This is a genomic window from Candidatus Desulfofervidus auxilii (genome assembly GCA_030262725.1).
GTDB lineage: Bacteria > Desulfobacterota > Desulfofervidia > Desulfofervidales > Desulfofervidaceae > JAJSZS01.
In genome coordinates, this window is record JAJSZS010000015.1 from 1 (window position 1) to 20,379 (window position 20,379).

The following is a 20,379-nucleotide window of genomic DNA, read 5'->3' on the forward strand; positions in this document are numbered from 1 at the left end:
AGAAATGTGCGTTTAAGGTTAATTAACTTTATGCAGACTAATAAGCCACATATTTTGGTAATAGATCCATTTTTACCCGTTTTTGATAGAGCTTCTGGTAGCAATAGATTGCTTCAAATGCTAAAGATTTTAAGAAATTCTGGATTTATTATAACCTTTATTAGTACAGAAGAGATGTCTGAAGTAAATAAATATAAGAAAATTTTAGAAGATATGAATATAGAGACCTTTTTAGGTCAACATTTACTTCAAACTGATTCGTCTCAGTTTTTTAAATTTAGAAATTTTAAATTTGCTATTATATCATTCTATTATATGGCAGAAAAATTTTTACCTATTATTAGAAAGTTTTCACCTCATACAAAGGTAATAGTTGATTCAGTGGACATTCATTTTCTTAGAGAAAAAAGAGAGGCAGAAGTTTATAATGACCCCGATTTATTAAAAAAAGCAATGATAACAAAGACCAAGGAGATAGAAGTTTATTCTCAGGCAGATGCAATTATAGCCATAACTGAAGATGATAAAAAGGTATTATTAGAGCATGCAAAGGGGAAAATTACATCTGATAAGGTTTTTGTAATTCCTAATATTCACAATATAAATCCTACAGAATTGCCTTTTGAAAAACGGAAAGATCTTTTATTTGTAGGTAATTTCAATCATTTACCTAATGTAGATGCTATGAAATATTTTTGTCAGGAAATATTTCCAAAAATTAAGGAAAAACTAAAAGATATAAAATTGTATATTGTTGGAAATAATCCTCCTCAAGAGATAAAAGACTTAGAAAATAAAAATATAATTGTTACAGGTTATGTACCAGATTTAAAGCCTTATATGGAAAGCACAAAAGTTTTTATTGCTCCTTTAAGGTATGGAGCAGGGATGAAAGGAAAGATTGGAGAGGCTTTGAGTTATGGTTTGCCTGTTGTGACTACTTCTATTGGAACAGAAGGTATGAATTTAAAAAATAATACTCATGTCATTATTGCAGATGATGCATCTACCTTTGCTAATGCAGTAATTAAACTTTATACAGATAAAGAGTTATGGGAAAGGTTAAGAGAAAATGGCATAAGACATATTCAGAATAATTTCACACCTGAAGTTATTGATTCAAAATTAAAAGAAATGTTTGAAATCATTGAGAAAAAGGAAATTGCAAGATTTCCATTAGATTCAAAAATTTCAATAATTGTTATCAATTATAAAAAGACAAAGGATACATTAGAATGTTTATCTTCTATTAATAAAAATGATTATGAAAAATATCAAGTAATTGTTGTAAATAATACTATAAGAGATGGTTTAAAGGAATTACAAGAGTTTGCTGAAAAAGAAAAGATTAATTTTATTTATTGTGAAGGAAATCATTTTATTTATCCTAAGAAAAGTTTTAAAAGGGAGCTTATTCTTATAAATAATAAAGAAAATCTAGGATTTGCAGGAGGGAATAATATTGGAATTAAATATGCTCTAAATTGTGGTGCTGATTATATTTGGCTTTTAAATAATGATACAATTATAGATAAAGATGCTTTAGTTGAGTTGGTTAAGTTAGCAGAAACAGATAAAAAGATAGGTTTAATTTCTTCAAAAATTTATTGTTATAATAATCCTAAAAAAGTTCAATATGATGGTAAAAAAACTGTTTATGAGGGAATGGATGATATAAAGAATGATTTCCCAAAGCCTACAAATTTTGCTTCAGGCTGTAGCCTTTTTATTCGTAGAGAATTTATTGAAAAAGTAGGATTTTTAGATGAAGATTATTTTCTTTATTTTGAAGATAATGATATTTCTGCTAGAGCTTTAAAAGCAGGATGGAAAGTATATTATAATCCTTACTCTAAAGTGTATCATAAAGGAGGAGTTTCAATTGGCGGTTGGTTAAAGTCTCCTTTAAGTGTTTATTATGCTACTAGGAATCTTTTATTATATCATTATAAGCACAATTTTTTTGATGTTTCTAGAGATTTTGATTATCTTAAAAACCAAGTTTTTAGCCAATTGGATGGAGACAAAATTCGAGTTTATGCTTTTGTTCAAGGAATAGAAGATTTTATTTATGGTAAAAAAGGTAAGGCAGAGATAGATTTTGAAAAGATAGTAGAAATAATTGAAGAAATAGAAAAAGAAAAAAAAGAAATAGAAAATATACTTAAAGAATTTTTTGAAAAAGATTTAAAAGAAAAATTTTCTTTAATCAAAAAAGCTTTAATATTGAATCCTTCTCAGACTGATTTAATAGATAAATTTTTAAATTTAGCTCAAGCATTATTTTTTAAAGAAAGTCTAAAAAGAAGTAATGATAATTTACTCAATTATTGCCAAGAAGCCGAAAAATTGTACAGTGACGGTCAAGTAGAAGAGGCAATAAAATTATTTAAAAAAGTATTGGAATTAGACCCAAATTTTGCTTTAGCACATAATGATTTAGCATTTATATATTGGCAAAATAAAGATACAAAAAAAGCACTTTATCATTTGACAAAGGCTATTACACTAGCACCAGAAGATAGAGATATTATTTGGAATTGTGGTCAAATTATGTTCTCTTTAGGTTATATAAAAGATGCATATGAAGTATATAAAAATTATTTACAAAAACATCCAGATGAGGTAGAAATAAGGCAAGTAGTTGAGGAGTTAGAAAAAATAATAGTCAATAATGATTTCAAAAAAATCTCTTTTACCTCTTGATCTTAAAAATCAAATTTTAAGGGAAATATTTAAATATTTACCTGAAGAAAATTGTATAATTTTTCTTTTTGGTTCACAGGCAGAAAAAAAAGCGACTAGAAGGTCTGATATAGATATAGGAGTGCATTGTTTGGAAAGTATTGATGCTAAAAAATTTTTAGCCCTTCAAGAAGCGTTAAATATAAATGTTGACACATTAAGAAAAATAGATATTGTGGATTTCAAAAGAGTATCAGGAGAATTTAAAGATTTTGCATTAAAGGAAATAGAAATATGGCATGTGGGGAAAAACTTAAAAAAAAGATTTTTGACCTTAGAAAGGCTTATACAAAACTTAAAAACATAAAAAATCTTAGTCTTGAAAAGGAAATACTTTTTGAAGTTGCAGCAAAAAGATTTGAATATACTTATGAAATATTATGGAGGTCTTTAAAATTATTTTTACTGGAATTAAAAGGAGTAGAATGTTTTACACCCATGGATTGTTTTAAAACAGCTTATATGATTAATTTAATTCCAGAAGAATATGAAAAAATTGTTCCCGAAATAGTGAGCCGTAGAGGAAGTCTTTGGGGAAGTTGTTGATAACTTAGAAAAAGAATGTAAGAAATCAAAAAATGCCATTTAAATTTACTAGGTTAGAAATTCCAGAATTAATTTTGATTGAACCAAAAGTTTTTGAAGATCATCGTGGTTTTTTTATGGAGGCATATAGTTATAAGGATTTTTCAAGATTTGGTATCGATATAAATTTTGTTCAGGATAATCACTCAAAATCCGTTAAAAAAGGTATTTTACGCGGCTTGCATTATCAAAAAGAGCCTATGGCTCAAGCAAAATTGGTTAGATGTATTAGAGGAGAAATATTTGATGTTGCAGTAGACATTAGAAGAGGCTCTCCTACTTATGGTAAATGGATAAGTGTAATACTTTCAGAGGAAAATAAAAGAATGCTTTATATTCCTATTGGTTTTGCTCATGGATTTTGCACTTTAACAGATAATGTAGAAGTAATTTATAAAGTTTCAAATTTTTATTCCCCAGAACATGAAGCAGGCATCATTTGGAATGATCCTAATTTAAATATAAATTGGCCAATAAAAGAACCTATTCTTTCAGAAAAGGATAAGAAATGGCCTACCTTAGAGAATGCAGATAATAATTTTGTTTATAGGAAAGAATAAATGAAAGTGCTTATTACTGGTGGAGGAGGTTACATCGGTTCTGTTTTAACTCAAATTTTATTAGAGAGAGGATATAAAGTAAAGGTTTTAGACAGGTTTTTCTTTGGTATAGAAACCTTAAAAAATATTTTAAAGAACAAAAATTTAGAGATAGTCAAAGATGATATTAGATGGTGCAAAGAAGATGTATTGAAGGGAGTAGATGCAGTTATAGACATGGCTGCTCTTTCAAATGATCCTTCTGGTGAATTGAATCCTAAAAAAACTTGGGAGATAAATCATAAAGGACGTGTTAGAATAGCTAACTTAGCTAAAAAACAAGGGGTAAAGCGATATATTTTCCCATCATCATGTAGTGTGTATGGTTTTCAAAATGAGATAGTAGATGAAAGGTCTCCTACAAATCCTCTAACTACTTATGCTAAAGCCAATCTTGAAGCAGAAAAAGATATTTTGACTCTTAAAGACGATAATTTTACAGTAGTAATTCTCAGGCAAGCTACAGTTTATGGATATTCACCTCGTATGAGATTTGATTTAGCTATTAATGGAATGGTCTTGGGATTTTACAAAAATAAAAAGATTCCTATTTTAAGGGATGGAACACAATGGCGACCATTTGTTCATATAAAAGATACAAGTCATGCTATGATTTTAGCCCTTGAAGCAGATAAGCACCTTATAAATGGTGAAATATTTAATGTTGGTTCAAATGAGCAAAATTATCAAATTTTTTCATTGGCAAAGATGGTAGCTGAAGCAATAGGTATTCCATTTGAATATGAATGGTATGGTTTGCCTGACCATAGGTCATATAAAGTAAATTTTGATAAAATTGCTAAAGTTTTGGGGTTTAAACCAGAATATACTCCAAAAGATGGAGCAGTTGAAGTATATGAAGCTTTAAAAAATGGAAAGGTTTCGCCAGATGATCCAAAAACTATTACTGTAAAATGGTATAAGCAATTACTTGAAATGCAAAGAATTTTAAAAGAAATTGAAATAAATGGAGTTATTTTGTGAAAATTACTATTATCGGTGCAAATGGTCAGCTTGGAACAGATTTAATGGAAATTTTTTCATCATATAATGCCATCCCGCTTACTCACTCTCAAATAGAGATTACTCAGTTTGAAAGTTGTTTAATACTTAAAGATATTAAGCCAGATATAATAATCAATACTGCTGCCTTTCATAAAGTTGATGCATGTGAGGATAATGTTTTGAAAAGTTTTTTAGTCAATGCTATTGGTGCAAAAAATGTTGCTAAAATATGTGAGGATATAAAGGCAATAAATATTTATATAAGTACTGATTATGTTTTTGATGGGGAGAAAAAAACACCTTATAAAGAAAGCGATGAACCAAATCCTATTAATGTTTATGGCATAAGTAAATATGCAGGTGAGTTTTTTACTAAAAATTATTGTTCTCAATATTATATTATTAGAGTAGCAAGTCTTTTTGGCAAGGCAGGAGCCAGTGGCAAGGGTGGCAATTTTGTAGAAACAATGATTAAAAAAGCAAAAGAACAAAAATTGAAAGTCATTAATGACATTATTATGACTCCTACTTATACTAAAGACTGTGCACAAATGATAAAAATTATTCTTGAAAAAGAATTACCATATGGGATTTATCATCTTACAAACCAACCTGCTTGTTCTTGGTTTGATTTTGCAGTAGAGATCTTTAAAATATTAAAAATGAATGTTTCAATAACACCAATTACATCTGATGAATTTGTTTTTAAAGCAAATAGACCTAAAAATTCAGCTTTAATAAGTGAAAAGCTTCCTATATATAATTTGAAAATGCGTTTATGGAAAAATGCCCTTAAAGACTACTTAAAGGAAAAAGGTTATTTATGAAGACTATAGAAATAAACCATGTAATTAATTTAAAAAAAGCATTTTCTACGTTAAAAAAAAGGCAAAAAAAGATGCCTTTACCTGAATTTGAAAAAAGAAAAAGAAGGTTACTTGAATCAAGAATAAAATGTATAGGAAATGAATCTTTATTAGAGAAAACAATAAAGAAGTTAGAGAAAAATGGAATAGAAGTATATTATGCAAAAGATAAGGAGACTGCATTAAAAATAATTTTAGATGAGGTTAAAGGAGAAAATTTAATAGTTAAATCAAAATCAAATGTAACTAAAGAGATTGAGTTAGCTGATTTTCTTGAAAAAAATGGTGTTAAAGTCATTGAAACAGATATTGGTGATAGGGTTATGCAGATTATGGGAGAAAAACCAGCACATCCAACCTGTCCTATAGCTCACATATCTGTTAAAGAAATTTCAAAGGTACTTTCAACTCATTTTAAAAAAGAAATCCCAGAAATACCTGAAAAAATAGTCGAAATTATTCGTGAGGAAGTTATTAATTATATTAAAAAAGCTAAAGTTGGTATTACTGGTGCAAATGCTATTACAGCAGAAGAAGGGGCAGTTATTATTGTCCATAATGAAGGTAATATCTATGAAACATTTAGAAAAGAAAAACATATTGTTGTTACAGCTATTGATAAAGTCTATCCTAATATAGAAGAAGCAATAAATATGATTAAAATCCTTACTTATAATGCAACTGGCGCTTTTGTTCCCTCATTTATTGAAGTCTTAAGTGGAATAAGTAAAACAGCAGATATAGAGAAAAAATTTTTTAAAGGGGTACATACTCCAAGAGAAATGATTGTTATCTTATTGGATAATAAAAGGAGTGAGATTGCAAAAAGTGAGTTTAAAAAGCTTCTTTATTGTATTGAATGTGGCAATTGTTTGATTCATTGTCCAGTTTATAATACTATTGGAAATTCTTTTGGTTATGGAAAATATTTAGGAGGTAAAGGATTGGTTTATGCATTTTTGCAAGGAGAGATTGATGATGAAAAATTAGAATTCTGTCTTACATGTGGCCGTTGTAAGGAAAATTGCCCATTGGGAATCAATATCCCTCAAATTGTAAGAAAAATAAGAAGTAGCAATCTTTTAGAAGAGATAAGATGTATTTTAAAATCACACTTTTTATGGGCATATTATAATTTCTTAATTTATTTAAATAAACAAAGATGAAGGCATTGATTTTAAGTGGAGGGAAAGGCACAAGACTTCGTCCTCTAACTTATACAGGAGCAAAACAACTTGTGCCTGTAGCAAATAAACCAGTCCTTTTTTATGTTTTAGAAAATGTGATTGATTTAGGAATAAAAGATATTGGCATTATCATTGCACCAGAGACTGGAGAAGCAGTAAAAGAGGCAGTAGGTGATGGTAATCGTTGGGGGGTAAACATTACTTATATCCTTCAGCCAGAACCTAAAGGATTGGCTCATGCAGTAAAAGTAGCTCATCTTTTTTTAGAAAATAGTCCATTTATTATGTATCTTGGTGATAATCTTATTGGTGCAGATTTAAAAAAATTTTATCAACAATTTCTTGAGAAAAAACCAGATGCTCAAATTTTACTTAAGGCAGTAGAGGATCCCACACGTTTTGGTGTAGCTGAGATAGACAAAAAAGGTAAAGTTATTCGTCTTATTGAAAAACCCAAAAAACCTCCATCTAATTTAGCTTTAGTAGGAATTTATATGTTTTCTCCTAAAATTCATGAGGCAATAAGAGAAATAAAACCTTCTTGGAGAGGAGAGCTTGAAATCACTGATGCTATTCAAAAATTGATTGATTGGGGTTGTCTTGTTTTAAGTAATATTATTGATAGTTGGTGGCTTGATACCGGGAAAAAGGATGATTTACTTGAAGCTAATACTGTTGTATTAGATGAATGGATAAAACGAGATGTTAGAGGCGAGGTTATTAATAGTGTTTTAAGTGGAAGAGTCATATTACCAACTACTGCTCGTGTAATAAATAGCCAGATAAGAGGGCCAGTAGTTATTGGTGAAAATGTATTAATTGAGGATTCTTTTATTGGTCCATTTACTAGTATTGGTCATAATGCAAAGATTATTAATTCAACTCTTGAACACTGTGTTTTGCTTGAAGGAGTAGAAATCATTAATATTGAGCGTTTAGAAGATGCTTTGATTGGTAAAAATTCTAAAGTAATAAAAAATAATCTTCTTCCTAAAGCACTTAAACTCATGATTGGTGATGATAGTATTGTAGAAATTCCATAATTAAAAATTTCAAAATAAAATTTAATCCGAACAATCAAAATTTTAATGACGATTATAGTTTAAGTAAAAACAATTATTGTAGGTAACTTATGAAAAAGCTTTCTTTATGCATGATTGTAAAAAACGAAGAGAAAAATTTACCTGTTTGTTTAAAGCATATAAAAAAAGCAGTAGATGAAATCATTATTGTAGATACTGGTTCTACTGACCATACAGTTGAAGTAGCTAAAAAATTTGGAGCAAAGGTTTATTCATTTGAATGGTGTGATGATTTTTCTGCCGCAAGGAACGAGTCTCTTAAACATGCTACAGGTGATTATATTATTTGGCTTGATGCTGATGATAGAATGAGAAAAGCAGAAGTAAAAAAATTAATTAAATTAAAAAAAAGATTTCCAGCTAAAAAAAATGTAGCTTACGTTTTAAAAATTATAAATGTTCGTGAATCATTTGTTGAATCATGTTATCAAATGCGTATTTTCCCAAACTTACCAGAACTTCGTTTTGAAGGGATGGTACATGAGCAAATCAGTTTTGCTGCACTACGTTTAGGATTAAAAACAGAGTTTGTAGATATAGAAATACTCCATTTAGGTTACAGCACACCTGAAAGAAATAAACAAAAAGCTGAAAGAAATTTACATCTTCTTTTAAAGGAATTAAGAAGAAGATCAAATTGCTGGATTACACATTTCTTTTTAGGACAAACATATAAATTTTTAAAAGAGAGAAAAAAAGCAATTTTCCATTATAAGAAAGCAATAGTATCAGAATGCCGTGAGACTAATAAGTTTATTTATATTGCTGCTGGAATTAATTTAGCTAGTCTTCTTAAAGAAGAAGGGGAAAAAGAAGAAGCATTAAAAATTTTGCTTAAACTTACTGAAGAATTTCCAGAAAATGATGTAGTAAAGTTTTTCTTAGGGCAATTTTATCTCTTTGAAAATGATTATGAAAGAGCATTAAATGCATTAATTACTGTTAATCCTAAAAATCTGCATTTAGTTGTTGTTCCTATACCTTATAAATTAATAAAATTTAAATATTACTTTGGTCTAGCTACCTGTTATGAAAATTTAGGATATTTAAAACTGGCAAAAGATGCTTATGAAAAAAGTTTAAAATTTTTTGAAGATAACAAAGACTCACAATTTCTAGCTCGTCTTGGTATATTTTATTTTAAAATTCGTGATTTTGATAAAGCTAAAGAATTTTTAAATAAAGCAATTTCAATCGCTCATAATGGATTAAAAGCCTCCCTTCATCATTTATTAGGTCAAATTTTAATGAAAATTGGTGAGAGGAAAGAGGCAAAAGAACACTTTGAAGCAGCATTGCCTTATATATCTGATGGTAAAGTATTACCAGGATTAATGTTAGCTTATCTTTATGTAGAAGAATGTGAATTGGAGAAATGTATAGAAGTTACTGAAAAAATAATGAAAGCACTTAAAATGCCAGTTAATTTAATTTTGAATAATTTTTTAGATTTAATCGCTCTTTATGTTCAAATAGGTGCAGTTTGTAAAGAAAGAAAACAAAAAGAGGAAATGTTTTGGAGCTTAAAAATAGCGCAAAAGCTTTCAAACTATTGGCAAGTTTTTTCCGAACATTTAAGCAAAAATACCGATATAAATAATAGATTAAATTATGAATAAAATAAAGAAAGGAGGTGTAAAAGAAAATGGCATTTAGAATTCCTAATAATGTAGCTGCAATTAATGTACATCGTTGGTTAGAAAATGCTCAGTTTAATTTGAATCGTTCTTTGGAAAGGTTAGCTTCTGGTTATCGGATTAACAGAGCAGCAGATGATGCAGCAGGTTTAGCAATCAGTACAGAGTTTAGACAACAAATTATCAGTTTGAGAATGGCTTATAACAATGCATCACAGGCGATTGCAATGATTCAGGTGGCAGAGGGTTCAGCTGATAAGATTACTAGCATCATCCATCGTTTGAAAGAATTAGCGACAGAAGCAGCCTCTGATACTGTTGATGACGATCGTCGTGCATATCTCAATGATGAAGCTCAAACTCTTATTGAAGAAATTGATCGAATTGTAGATAGTACAAAATACGCAGGAAGTACTTTATTCAATGGCAATTTCACATTCCAAGTAGGTTATGAAAATCAGTCCTATTGTCGGATTTCTCTCTCCGTCAGTGACCTTCACAGTGACGATTTAGGAATTAATAATATTTCATTATCAAGCCAAGCTTCTGCACAAGCAGCTTTAGACTCATTGGATAATGCTTTAACTACTGTAAATAGTGTCAGGGCTGATTTAGGTGCAGTTCAAAATAGATTGGAATACACACGTTCTAATCTTCAAGTTACTATTGAAAATTATGTAGCATCTGAATCTACAATTAGGGACGTGGATATGGCTGCAGAGATGGCTAACTTCACAAAGAATCAAATATTAGTGCAAACTAGTATGGCAATGTTAGCACAAGCTAATGCATTACCACAATCAATTATTCAATTATTAAGATAAAAAGAGAGCGCCCAGCGGGATTTCCCGCCGGGCGCCACTAAGGCGTGACCATGAAGATTACAAATATAAATTATCACAATATTGATTGGATTGTCAAGCCAAAGAGTAATAGACTTAATGTTAAACAAAAAATAGTATTACAAAAAGTTAAACCTTCTTTAGAAAAAGAAGAAAATTTAGAAAAAATCTCTAAAAAATTGAAAGAAATAATAAAAAAAGAATATGTTGTGAGAATTTCTATTCATGAAAAAACAAAACAATTTATTATTAAGATTGTTGATGCAAATACTAAAGAAGTAATTAGAGAAATGCCTTGGGAAAAATTTTTAGATTTAATAGCTTCTTTTGAAGAAACTTTTAAAAAATTTCATAAGGGGAAATAATGCCTGGGACAATATATATTAGCGGTCTATATTCTGGCATAAATTGGGCAGAAGTTATTGATCAGATTATTCAAGTAGAACAAAGACGTATAGACATTTTAGAAGAAGAAAAAAGTTCTTATGAAAATAAACTCTCTGCTTGGCAGGAATTGAATACTAAGCTTTTAAATGTAAAAACAGCAGCTGAAGACTTAGCTGATGCAAGTGTTTTTAATGTCTTTAATGTCAGTTTGACTGCAAGTGCAGGTGAAGCTGAAGATTTCCTTGTTGCAAGTGCAGGGACAGATGCACAAGAAGGGGTATATGAAATTGTTATCAAACAATTAGCTCAAGCAAAAGTAGATAAATCAAAAAGTTTTAGTAGTGCAAGTGAGGCATTGAACTTAAGTGGCACACTTCAGCTTAGAAAAGTTGGTGAAACTGATTGGGTGGATATTACGATTGAAACAACAGATACTCTTACAGATATAAAAAATAAAATTAATCAACATACTGATGAAACAGGTGTTGTTGCTTCTATAGTACAATATGCAGACAATGATTATCGTTTAATACTCACTGCTCAAGAAACAGGCACAGATAATGCATTTGAAGTAGGACAAACAGATGTAGCAGCAACAACAGATGGACTTGGTTTTTGGGATGATGCTTTTACTACTGAAAATATTGCAATTGAAGCACAAAATGCAATTGTAAATGTGTATGGTGAGGATGCTGAAAGAAATTCAAATATTATTACAGACCTCATTCCTGGTATTACTCTTAATTTAAAAAATGCTGATGAAAATGTTACTATTACTCTTACAATCAGTCGTGATATAGATACAATTGTTGGCAATATTAAAGATTTTTTTGATAAAATAAATGAAGTATTTGAATATATCAATAATCAATATACTTATACAGAAGATGATGAAACTGCACCACCTTTAATTGGAGATAGTACTTTATCATTATTACAAAGTGACCTAAGAGAGAAATTGAGCAATGGGATTACTTGGGATTCTACTACACATTATCTTTTTGAAATAGGTATAACTGTAGATGAAAATGGAATTTATACAGTAGATGAAGAAACATTAAGTGAAGCTTTAACGAATAATTTTGAAACAGTAAGGAATTTATTAGCAGAAACAGAAGAAACTACTGGAATTGCTGCAGAATTAAATAAATTTCTTGAATTTATCACTGATGAATATCAAGAAGGATATGTGCAGACACGCATGGATGAATTACAAACAAATATTGATAATATTGATGAACGAATTGAAGAAATTGAAAGACAGTTAGAGCAAGAAAGAGAAAGACTTTTTGAGCAATTCAATGCCTTAGAGACCTATCTGGCGCAAATGAGACAACTTCAAGCCTGGCTAGAACAGCAATTAAGTGTATTATCATAAGCTTCAGGAGGGAAGGATGAAGGTAACAGCTTTATACAACCAAATAGAGGAGGAGACTGAACCTAAAATTAATCTCATAGTAAGGTCATACGATAAGATTATTGAGCTTTTAAATGAAGCAGCTGAAAAAACAGAGTTTAAAGATTATGAAGCAAAAGGACAGATTTTATCCAGAGTGATAGAAATTATTAGTGAATTGATGGCTGCTTTGAATTTTAAGGATGGAAAACAGATTGCTATAGGTTTACATAATATTTATCTTTTTGCTCTTAATCAAATTATGGAAGCTCACAAAAAAAATGATTCTAAAGCATTAAGAGATGTAGCATCTATTTTTAAGGATATAAATGAAGCCTGGAAAGAAGTAGCTAGACGTTACTTCCAAAAAAACATACAGAAAGAGGAATTAACTGCTTATGCCAGATTCTAATTTGGCTTCTCTATTAATGTCAAAAAAAGAAAAAATTTATTCTTTTTTAAAATGTTGTAAAGCACAAAAAAAGTTATTAATGAAAAAAAATTATAAAGGTTTTTTTCAACTTCAGAAACAAAAGTGGAAAATCGTTAATGAAATTAAGGATATAGACCGTTTTTTATCTACATTTGTTAATAAAACCGAACAAACAAAAGAAATTGGCCGAAATATAAAAAAGGGGATAAAAGAAATTTTAAAAAAGGAGGAGGAGCTTCAGAAAGAAGTTAGAAAACAATATGCTGAATTGCAATTACAACTAGATAGATTAAATAAAGGATTGCAACTTGTGAGACATTATAAGTGGAAAGGACAGGAAAAAAGGAGTAAATTTTTAGATTTTCAAGGATAGAGCAGATGACAATTTCAAATTCAGGTTATCTTGAAAGAGTTTTAAAAATTTATGAAACTCAATTTAATGTTGATAAAAAGCAACAAAATGCCTCTTCAAAAAATTCAAAACGAGAAGATGAGGTTTTCTTGTCTATAGAGGGGAAAAGAAAACAATTATTTGAAGAAATGGTATTGGAAATACTCAATCAACTTTCTACTAACATCTTTGAAAATGAAGCCAAATGAATGCCTGGATGAGCATATTCATCATGAAAAAATATCACCTCTAGCGGAAGTAAAAAAAGGAGTGTTTTCTACTCTTTCATTTCTTACTCAAATACCTGTAAATGATCCTGCTAGTCTTGAAAATTTTTTTAAAATTCTAGTTAAAGAAACTTTACGTCTTGTTAAAGCTCAAAAGGTTATATTAAGTTTTCCACGTGGGCCAATCTCTACTCTCTCTGATTTTTTTAAAAAAAATAATGAAGTTGGATTTTCGGTTTCGATTCCTTTAGTTACTCAAGAAAATGGTTTTACAATAGGTTTTCTTACTGTTAATAAGGAAAGAGGCAAAAGTGTTACTCAGCGAGAATTAGAGCTTTTAAAAACATTAGCTCATATAGCGGCTATAAAGACTCAAAATGCTGTTTTTCAACAAGTTATTTGCCAAGGTGTTATAGAAACATTAAGGGTATTAGTAAATGTAGTTGAAGCAAGAGATGTCTATACCCGTTTTCATTCTCAACGAGTAGCTCGATATGCACTTGGTATTGCTGAATATATGAATTTACCACAAGAAGATAAAGATGTTTTAAAAATAGCTGCCTTATTACATGATATAGGGAAATTGGTTATTCCTGATAGTATTCTTTTAAAGCCAGATAAATTGACACCAGAAGAATTTGAGGTAGTAAAGTATCATCCTGTAGTAGGCGATGAAATTTTGGCACCACTCCGTTTTTTTCAAAAAGAAAGACAGGTTGTTCGCTATCATCATGAAAGATGGGATGGTTCAGGTTATCCTGAAGGACTTTTTGGGGAATCCATTCCTCTTTTAGCCCGTATTGCTGCTGTAGCAGATAGCTTTGATGCTATGACTTCAGAGCGTTTATATCGAAAATCGATGTCTTTTGAGGCAGCTTTTAAAGAAATTAAAGAATTAGCTAATATAAAATATGATCCTGCAGTAGTTAATGCCTTTGAAATTTTTTTAAATAAGCGGTATGGTATAAAGACTTAAAAATAAGGGAGTAAGACAATGCAAGAAGAAAGACGTGATTATGTCAGAATAGATGATTGTCTTGCCTTTGATTATAAAATTTTAACCCCAGAAGAATACGAAAAAGAAAAAGAAATTTTTTTAAAACAACCAAGTGCTGTAGAAAAAGTAAAATTTAAGTATCCATTTTTGCCCTTAAGTTTTACTGGAGAAAGGAAAAAAGAATCTGAATTAAAGATTCAAACTACAGAACAAATGCTTTTTGGATTATTAGTTAATTTAAATGAAAAAATTGATACAATCCTTCACCTACTTGGCCATAAAGAAAAGGAAAAAACTAATTTACGTCTTAAACCACTTTCATATGTTAATATAAGTGGAGCAGGTATGCGTTTTATAACTGAAGAAAAAATGAAGCCAGGAGATTTTTTAAAAATTGATATTTTGCTTCCTCTTTTTCCTTCTTTTATTATTACAGTATTGGCAGAGATAAAAAGAGTTAAAGAAATTTCAACAAAAGAATATGAAACAGCAGTTAGTTTTAAACATATGCATGAAGAAGATAGAGAGGCTTTAATCTATTATATTTTTATGCGTCAGCGAAAATTAATAAGAATGTGTAAAGAAGAAAATGTTAAAGACGAACAAATCTTAATTCAGACCGATAATAAGTAAATAGTGGAGAAGGAAATGGATAAACAGTTAATTGATGCTTTTACAAAGGCAACTCAAGAAGTTTTTGCAATGATGGCTGGAATAGAGGTTGGAGAAAATAAAATTGTAAAGGATAAACAACAAAAAATATATGGTGATGTTTCAGGTGTGATTGGATTTACAGATAAATTTTCTGAAAATATAAATGGTTCTATAGTCTTAGCTCTACCTCTTAGTCTAGCAAAAAAAGCAGTGGCCAATATGTTAGCAATAGATGAATCAGAGCTTGAAGAAGAAGATATCCAGGATGGCATAGGAGAACTTGTTAATATGATTGCGGGTGATGCTAAAAGTAAATGTAACAATGCTTTTAAAATTTCTTTACCAACAGTAATTACAGGATTGCATCATAGTATAGGTAAAATAAAAGAAGAAATAGTGATTATTAAATTTAAAAATAATGAAGAGACATTTTATCTCCAAATTTCTTTAGAAGAAAAATAAATCAAGGAGGATGAATTATGAATATTCTTATTGTGGATGATTCAGCTACTATGAGAAAAATTATTTTACGTACTATAAGACAATCAGGTTATGCTGTAGATGATGTGCTTGAAGCAGGAAATGGAAAGGAGGCTTTAGAAGTTGTTAAAAATAATAAAGTTGATTTAATACTTACAGATATTAATATGCCTGAAATGGATGGTCTTGAGCTAATTGAGACATTAAGAGCTTCACCCGAAACGCAAAACATGCCTATTCTTGTTATCAGTACTGAAGGAGCTGAAGATATTGTTGAAAAAGCAAAAACTTTAGGAGTTAAAGGATTTGTAAGAAAACCTTTTACTCCTGAAAAGATTGGAGAGGCGTTAAAACAGGCAGCAGGATAAGATGGCAATAAAACTCACATTATTAGCAAAGGAAATATTTAAATCTGCTAAGCTTGTTCTGAAAAATCTAATAGGGACAGATATAAGTATTTCCTATAAAGAAGGTCCTAAAGGTTTACCTGAAATATTATCTTCAGTTTTGTGGTCCGATGCCTTTGTGACACAAATAAAAATAGATAATATTGCTGATAACGATTTTTGGTTAATAATTGAGAAAAAAGGGGCTATTTTTCTTAGTGGAAAATTGCTTGTTTTGCCTCAGAAAACATTGGAAGAAAATTTAGAAAAAGGAGAACTTAATGAATCAATGTTGGATGCTCAACGAGAAATCTGTAATATGCTTGTTGGAGCAATGGATGATGTGTTTAGAGAAAAAATAGATGGTTCACTTCATTTGAGTATGGGAGATACATTTCTTTATAATGCAAATGCCTTTTTATCTAAACAAGAAGAATATATAACTTATATTGCTGAAGTAAAAATAGAAGACTTTGAGTTTAATATGACCATTATTATTGCACATGATCTCACAGCTAAGATAGAAGCTTACTTGCAAGGTGAAACTTTATCTAAAGAAGAGGAAAAAATACAGCCAACAGAAGAGCAAGAGGCAGAAGAAACACTTCCTGAGAAAAAAAGTGAGGTGATTCAGCTTACTTTACCTAAAGAAGCTAAAGAATTAACAGCAGAAACGATTGCTGAAAGAGACTTTCCGGCTATTCATGCTGAGGCTACTTTAGCCGAAGCTTTAAAGAAAATGAATGAAAACAAATCTGACCATCTTTTTGTTGTAGATGGTTTAAAATTGTTGGGTATAATCACGATGACAGATGTAAAAGCAGGTTTAAGCCCATTTTTAGAAGAACCTTTTAGAGAATATTGTCGTCCTCTAGATGAAGCTACTCAACAGTTTAAGGTAGCTTGGTTTATGAAAACAGAAGTACCTAGTGTTTCACCTGATGCAACTATTTTAGAAGTAACACAAGTTTTAGCAGAAAATCCGATATCTTTCCTTCCTGTATGTTATAATGGAAGAATCATTGGTTCTATTCCTCTTTCTAAATTGCTTTTAATATTAGCCAAATTAGCATTCGGTAAAGAGACTTCTGAAGAAAATGAATTCACTGCCCAAGCAGCAGTAGCTTAAATCCGAACCTTTCTTCTTTAAAGTCGATATTATATTAAAAAATCAATAATTTATTAAAAATGCAAATTAATGAAATTCTCGATGAAATTACATTAAAAACCCTAAATTTGGAGAAAATAACACCTGCAGATATTTCTTTTTTAGAAGAACAAATAGAGAAATTAATTGTTACTTTAAAAGAAGAGAATAAAGAGGCAGAAATTATCTCTTTAGCCAATGATTTGAAGACAATTTTAAAAAATGGTGATCTCAATAAATTAAATGAGAAACTTTCTATTCTTCAAAAAAGATTATTGCAAAAGAAAAAAGGAGAAAAAGATATGGAAAAGAAGAAAGTCTCAATAAATATTAATCTAGAAGAAGAGCCAGAATTATATCGTGATTTTATAACTGAAGCCAAAGAACATTTAGATTCTATTGAAGTAAATATTGTAACTTTGGAGCAGAATCCAGAAGATAAAGAAACTGTTAATGCTATTTTCCGCTCCTTCCATACAATAAAAGGTGTTTCTGGTTTTCTTGGTCTTAACCCTATCAATGAGCTTTCACATGCTACAGAAAATATGCTTGATGGTGTGCGTCGGGGTGAGATTAAAATAAACAGTCATATTATTGATTTGATTTTAGAAAGTGTAGATATGCTTAAAAGTATGATAAAAGATGTTGAGGAACAGTTAAATAGTGGTAAGCCTACAGGTAAAACATTCCCACTATCAAGATTGCTTGATAAAATTAAAAGTACTGGTGAAGATATACATATTTCAAAAGTTGAAGAAAAAACTTCTCAAAAAGGTGAAGAATTAAAAGTAAATTTTGAAGAAGATAAAGAACTTTATCAAGATTTTATCACCGAGGCAAGGGAACATCTAAGTACTATTGAATTAAATATTATTAATCTTGAACAAAATCCAACAGATTTAGAAGTCATTAATTCTATCTTTCGTCCTTTTCATACAATAAAGGGTGTTTCTGGCTTCTTAGGATTAGAGGTTATTAATAAACTTTCACATGCAGCAGAAAATATGTTTGATGCAGCTAGAAACAGAGAATTTGTCATCAATGAAAAAGCCATTGATGTTATTTTAGAAGCTGTAGATGTACTTAAGACCATGATTGACGATCTAGAAAAACAGATTTCTACTGGAAAACCTACTGGTAAATGCTTTCCTGTGCAAGTTTTGATTAAAAAGATAGAAGATCTAGTGGAGAAAATGAAACAAGAACCTGGTCCCAAAAGGATAGGGGAAATTTTAGTTGAAAAGGGTGTGGTAACAGAAGAGACAATAAAGGAGGCATTAGAAAAACAAAAGACAGAAGGAGCAAAGATAGGAGAGATACTTATTAAAGAAAAGAAAGTTCCAGCTAAAGAAGTGGCGAAGGCTATCAGGGAGCAAAAAACTGTTAAAACAGCTGCAACCATTAAAGTAGATACACAAAAATTGGATAACCTTATTGATATGGTAGGTGAATTACTCATTACCCAATCTATGATTAAACAAAATCAAGCATTGAATGAAATTCATGATCAAAAGCTTGTAAGAGATCTTTCACAGTTGGCAAGAATTACTACAGAATTGCAAAAGATAAGTATGTCTTTACGTATGGTGCCCATAAAAGAAACATTTCAAAAAATGATTCGTCTTGTGCGAGATTTGTCAAAGAAGTCAGGAAAAAAAGTACAACTTATCATGCATGGAGAAGACACAGAAATTGATAGAAACATGGTAGAAGAACTTTATGACCCTTTAGTGCATATGATAAGAAATGCAATTGATCACGGTATAGAATCACCAGAAGAAAGGAGGCAAAAAGGAAAGCCTGAAACAGGTACAATAGAACTCTTAGCATATCATAAAAGTGGTAACATTGTTATTGAGATAAAGGATGATGGAAAGGGATTAGATAAAGAAAAAATTCTTAAAAAGGGTATAGAAAAGGGGTTAGTAATAGAGGGTGAGCAATTAAGTGAAACAGAGATTTATCAATTAATTTTTAAACCTGGCTTTTCTACAGCCGAAAAAATTACAGATGTTTCCGGCCGTGGGGTAGGATTAGATGTAGTGAAAAAAACACTTGAGAAATTACGCGGTAAGATAGAAATCAAAAGTGAATGGGGTAAGGGAACAACTTTTATTATCAAATTACCGCTAACTCTTGCTATCATTGATGGTATGATTGTAAAAGTAGGTGAACACCGCTACATTCTGCCTGCTATTGCAGTGCAGGAAATATTTCGTCCTACTCGTCCTCAATACATTACTTATGCTCATAAAGTGGAGATGATTAATTTACGGGATAAGATTCTTCCTCTCGTGCGCCTTCATCGTCTATTTAATGTAAATCCAAAATATAATAATCCTTGGGAGGCATTAGTTGTAGTGGTAGAAAGTGAGGATGAAAGAAAGTGTCTAATGGTAGACGAAGTTTTAGGTAAACAAGAGGTTGTAATTAAAAGCTTAGGCGATGTCCTAGGCCGCATAAAAGGGATTGCCGGAGGAGCCATTATGGGGGATGGAAGAGTGGGGTTAATTTTGGATGTAAGTGGTATATTTGAACTGAGCAAAACAGCTTCTTTATCTTAGTTTATGCCAAGTCCAGACAACACGACCGAGAACATAATATTGTATAGTCTTTCCTGCTTGAATTTTTATAGTAAATGGCTTATAAGCTTTATTATCGCTAACACAAAATAGTGTATCTGATTCTTTTAATAAAACTCTTTTGACTGAAATACTACCGTCTTCTCTACGTACAATATAAATACCATCATCTATAATTTCAATTCGGCATTCAAGATTAGTATCGACAATCATAAATTCACCATTATTTATAGTAGGTGACATAGAATCTCCACGGCACCGGAGGATGACAAAACGTTTTAATTTTTCTTCATTACAACCATATTCTTTACATAGCCAGATGCGTTTAAAAGGGCAATAATCAATAATTTTTTCTGAAGGCCAGATGTCCGCAACATCAGCAGCAATTTCTGTGTCTAAAAGTGGAATCATAACATATTCTTCTGAAAAGTATTGTGTTTGTGATTGTGTTTTAGGTGTTTCAAAAGGTATTCCTTCTCCCATAAGAAGCCAATTTGGGTTAACATTTAATTGTGTAATTATTTTATGTAAAGTGTCCGCTCGTGGACTTCGGTTACCATTCATATACAAAGATAGAGTATGCTTGTGTATACCAAGAAGTTTAGCAAACTTATCCTGTGTAAGTCCCGATTGTTTGTAAAGAAATTTAATCCGATCCGCTAATGTTTTCATAGAAATTAAAACATATAACTATACGTTTAATTATAGCATAATAAGCTAGATTGTCAATCAAAATATTAAGAATATTTTC

General features: G+C 30.3%; 22 protein-coding genes. 21 read left to right on the plus strand and 1 reads right to left on the minus strand.

All coding sequences use genetic code 11. The features are described from left to right. From LWW95_08555 to LWW95_08655, 21 genes are all read left to right on the plus strand, one after another. Positions 1-2,706, plus strand: a 2,706-nt coding sequence (locus tag LWW95_08555; protein ID MDL1957076.1) for a glycosyltransferase, incomplete at its 5' end; no start/stop codon positions are given. Then, on the plus strand, positions 2,675-3,052 hold the full coding sequence (locus LWW95_08560) for a nucleotidyltransferase domain-containing protein (GenBank protein MDL1957077.1): 378 nt from the start codon (positions 2,675-2,677) through the stop codon (positions 3,050-3,052). The genes LWW95_08555 and LWW95_08560, both read left to right, overlap by 32 nt. Continuing rightward, positions 2,980-3,291, plus strand: coding sequence for a nucleotidyltransferase substrate binding protein (locus LWW95_08565; GenBank protein MDL1957078.1), 312 nt, complete (start codon positions 2,980-2,982; stop codon positions 3,289-3,291). The genes LWW95_08560 and LWW95_08565 overlap by 73 nt, the downstream gene beginning before the upstream one ends. 32 nt (positions 3,292-3,323) lie before the next feature. After that, the gene (gene rfbC, locus LWW95_08570) at positions 3,324-3,890 is read left to right on the plus strand and encodes a dTDP-4-dehydrorhamnose 3,5-epimerase (protein MDL1957079.1); all 567 of its coding nucleotides are present in this window, start codon (positions 3,324-3,326) and stop codon (positions 3,888-3,890) included. Further along, the gene (locus tag LWW95_08575) at positions 3,891-4,913 is read left to right on the plus strand and encodes an SDR family oxidoreductase (protein ID MDL1957080.1); all 1,023 of its coding nucleotides are present in this window, start codon (positions 3,891-3,893) and stop codon (positions 4,911-4,913) included. After that, positions 4,910-5,761: a dTDP-4-dehydrorhamnose reductase gene (rfbD, locus tag LWW95_08580; protein MDL1957081.1), complete on the plus strand. Its 852-nt coding sequence runs from the start codon at positions 4,910-4,912 to the stop codon at positions 5,759-5,761. Before LWW95_08575 ends, rfbD begins: the two co-directional genes overlap by 4 nt. Next, positions 5,758-6,966, plus strand: coding sequence for an LUD domain-containing protein (locus LWW95_08585; protein ID MDL1957082.1), 1,209 nt, complete (start codon positions 5,758-5,760; stop codon positions 6,964-6,966). Before rfbD ends, LWW95_08585 begins: the two co-directional genes overlap by 4 nt. Further along, entirely contained in the window at positions 6,963-8,030 is a 1,068-nt protein-coding gene (locus tag LWW95_08590) for a glucose-1-phosphate thymidylyltransferase (GenBank protein MDL1957083.1), read from the plus strand. The genes LWW95_08585 and LWW95_08590 overlap by 4 nt, the downstream gene beginning before the upstream one ends. An 89-nt stretch (positions 8,031-8,119) precedes the next feature. Continuing rightward, entirely contained in the window at positions 8,120-9,688 is a 1,569-nt protein-coding gene (locus LWW95_08595) for a glycosyltransferase (protein MDL1957084.1), read from the plus strand. Positions 9,689-9,714: 26 nt separating this feature from the next. Next, on the plus strand, positions 9,715-10,530 hold the full coding sequence (locus tag LWW95_08600; GenBank protein ID MDL1957085.1) for a flagellin FliC: 816 nt from the start codon (positions 9,715-9,717) through the stop codon (positions 10,528-10,530). Between the two features lie 50 nt (positions 10,531-10,580). After that, a complete protein-coding gene (locus LWW95_08605; GenBank protein ID MDL1957086.1) occupies positions 10,581-10,913 on the plus strand; it encodes a flagellar protein FlaG in 333 nt (110 codons plus the stop codon). Next, on the plus strand, positions 10,913-12,313 hold the full coding sequence (gene fliD / locus LWW95_08610) for a flagellar filament capping protein FliD (protein ID MDL1957087.1): 1,401 nt from the start codon (positions 10,913-10,915) through the stop codon (positions 12,311-12,313). Before LWW95_08605 ends, fliD begins: the two co-directional genes overlap by 1 nt. Positions 12,314-12,329: 16 nt before the next feature. After that, a complete protein-coding gene (fliS, locus tag LWW95_08615) occupies positions 12,330-12,743 on the plus strand; it encodes a flagellar export chaperone FliS (protein ID MDL1957088.1) in 414 nt (137 codons plus the stop codon). Continuing rightward, positions 12,730-13,137 (plus strand): hypothetical protein, encoded by a 408-nt coding sequence (locus LWW95_08620; protein MDL1957089.1) that lies wholly within the window; start codon positions 12,730-12,732, stop codon positions 13,135-13,137. Before fliS ends, LWW95_08620 begins: the two co-directional genes overlap by 14 nt. A gap of 5 nt (positions 13,138-13,142) precedes the next feature. Next, entirely contained in the window at positions 13,143-13,364 is a 222-nt protein-coding gene (locus LWW95_08625) for a hypothetical protein (protein MDL1957090.1), read from the plus strand. Continuing rightward, on the plus strand, positions 13,351-14,358 hold the full coding sequence (locus LWW95_08630) for an HD domain-containing protein (protein MDL1957091.1): 1,008 nt from the start codon (positions 13,351-13,353) through the stop codon (positions 14,356-14,358). Before LWW95_08625 ends, LWW95_08630 begins: the two co-directional genes overlap by 14 nt. Before the next feature lie 18 nt (positions 14,359-14,376). Beyond that, positions 14,377-15,012: a PilZ domain-containing protein gene (locus tag LWW95_08635; protein MDL1957092.1), complete on the plus strand. Its 636-nt coding sequence runs from the start codon at positions 14,377-14,379 to the stop codon at positions 15,010-15,012. 15 nt (positions 15,013-15,027) lie between these two features. Beyond that, positions 15,028-15,495, plus strand: coding sequence for a chemotaxis protein CheX (locus tag LWW95_08640; protein ID MDL1957093.1), 468 nt, complete (start codon positions 15,028-15,030; stop codon positions 15,493-15,495). A gap of 14 nt (positions 15,496-15,509) precedes the next feature. Further along, complete coding sequence (locus LWW95_08645; protein MDL1957094.1) at positions 15,510-15,881, plus strand: response regulator; 372 nt, start codon at positions 15,510-15,512, stop codon at positions 15,879-15,881. Between the two features lies 1 nt (position 15,882). Beyond that, entirely contained in the window at positions 15,883-17,028 is a 1,146-nt protein-coding gene (locus LWW95_08650) for a CBS domain-containing protein (protein ID MDL1957095.1), read from the plus strand. Between the two features lie 59 nt (positions 17,029-17,087). Further along, a complete protein-coding gene (locus LWW95_08655; GenBank protein MDL1957096.1) occupies positions 17,088-19,610 on the plus strand; it encodes a chemotaxis protein CheA in 2,523 nt (840 codons plus the stop codon). Here the strand turns inward: LWW95_08655 and LWW95_08660 are convergent. Continuing rightward, on the minus strand, positions 19,602-20,300 hold the full coding sequence (locus LWW95_08660; protein MDL1957097.1) for a helix-turn-helix domain-containing protein: 699 nt from the start codon (positions 20,298-20,300) through the stop codon (positions 19,602-19,604). The two genes, LWW95_08655 and LWW95_08660, sit on opposite strands and share 9 nt — an antisense overlap. Positions 20,301-20,379 lie beyond the last annotated feature (79 nt).

Bases quoted from the DNA above. Each gene is read 5' to 3' on its own strand.
- LWW95_08560 (MDL1957077.1), top strand. From the start codon at position 2,675: ATGATTTCAAAAAAATCTCTTTTACCTCTTGATCTTAAAAATCAAATT.
- LWW95_08565 (MDL1957078.1), top strand. From the start codon at position 2,980: ATGGCATGTGGGGAAAAACTTAAAAAAAAGATTTTTGACCTTAGAAAG.
- rfbC (MDL1957079.1), top strand. From the start codon at position 3,324: ATGCCATTTAAATTTACTAGGTTAGAAATTCCAGAATTAATTTTGATT.
- LWW95_08575 (MDL1957080.1), top strand. From the start codon at position 3,891: ATGAAAGTGCTTATTACTGGTGGAGGAGGTTACATCGGTTCTGTTTTA.
- LWW95_08585 (MDL1957082.1), top strand. From the start codon at position 5,758: ATGAAGACTATAGAAATAAACCATGTAATTAATTTAAAAAAAGCATTT.
- LWW95_08590 (MDL1957083.1), top strand. From the start codon at position 6,963: ATGAAGGCATTGATTTTAAGTGGAGGGAAAGGCACAAGACTTCGTCCT.
- LWW95_08595 (MDL1957084.1), top strand. From the start codon at position 8,120: ATGAAAAAGCTTTCTTTATGCATGATTGTAAAAAACGAAGAGAAAAAT.
- LWW95_08600 (MDL1957085.1), top strand. From the start codon at position 9,715: ATGGCATTTAGAATTCCTAATAATGTAGCTGCAATTAATGTACATCGT.
- LWW95_08605 (MDL1957086.1), top strand. From the start codon at position 10,581: ATGAAGATTACAAATATAAATTATCACAATATTGATTGGATTGTCAAG.
- fliD (MDL1957087.1), top strand. From the start codon at position 10,913: ATGCCTGGGACAATATATATTAGCGGTCTATATTCTGGCATAAATTGG.
- fliS (MDL1957088.1), top strand. From the start codon at position 12,330: ATGAAGGTAACAGCTTTATACAACCAAATAGAGGAGGAGACTGAACCT.
- LWW95_08620 (MDL1957089.1), top strand. From the start codon at position 12,730: ATGCCAGATTCTAATTTGGCTTCTCTATTAATGTCAAAAAAAGAAAAA.
- LWW95_08625 (MDL1957090.1), top strand. From the start codon at position 13,143: ATGACAATTTCAAATTCAGGTTATCTTGAAAGAGTTTTAAAAATTTAT.
- LWW95_08630 (MDL1957091.1), top strand. From the start codon at position 13,351: ATGAAGCCAAATGAATGCCTGGATGAGCATATTCATCATGAAAAAATA.
- LWW95_08635 (MDL1957092.1), top strand. From the start codon at position 14,377: ATGCAAGAAGAAAGACGTGATTATGTCAGAATAGATGATTGTCTTGCC.
- LWW95_08640 (MDL1957093.1), top strand. From the start codon at position 15,028: ATGGATAAACAGTTAATTGATGCTTTTACAAAGGCAACTCAAGAAGTT.
- LWW95_08650 (MDL1957095.1), top strand. From the start codon at position 15,883: ATGGCAATAAAACTCACATTATTAGCAAAGGAAATATTTAAATCTGCT.
- LWW95_08655 (MDL1957096.1), top strand. From the start codon at position 17,088: ATGCAAATTAATGAAATTCTCGATGAAATTACATTAAAAACCCTAAAT.
- LWW95_08660 (MDL1957097.1), bottom strand. From the start codon at position 20,300: ATGAAAACATTAGCGGATCGGATTAAATTTCTTTACAAACAATCGGGA.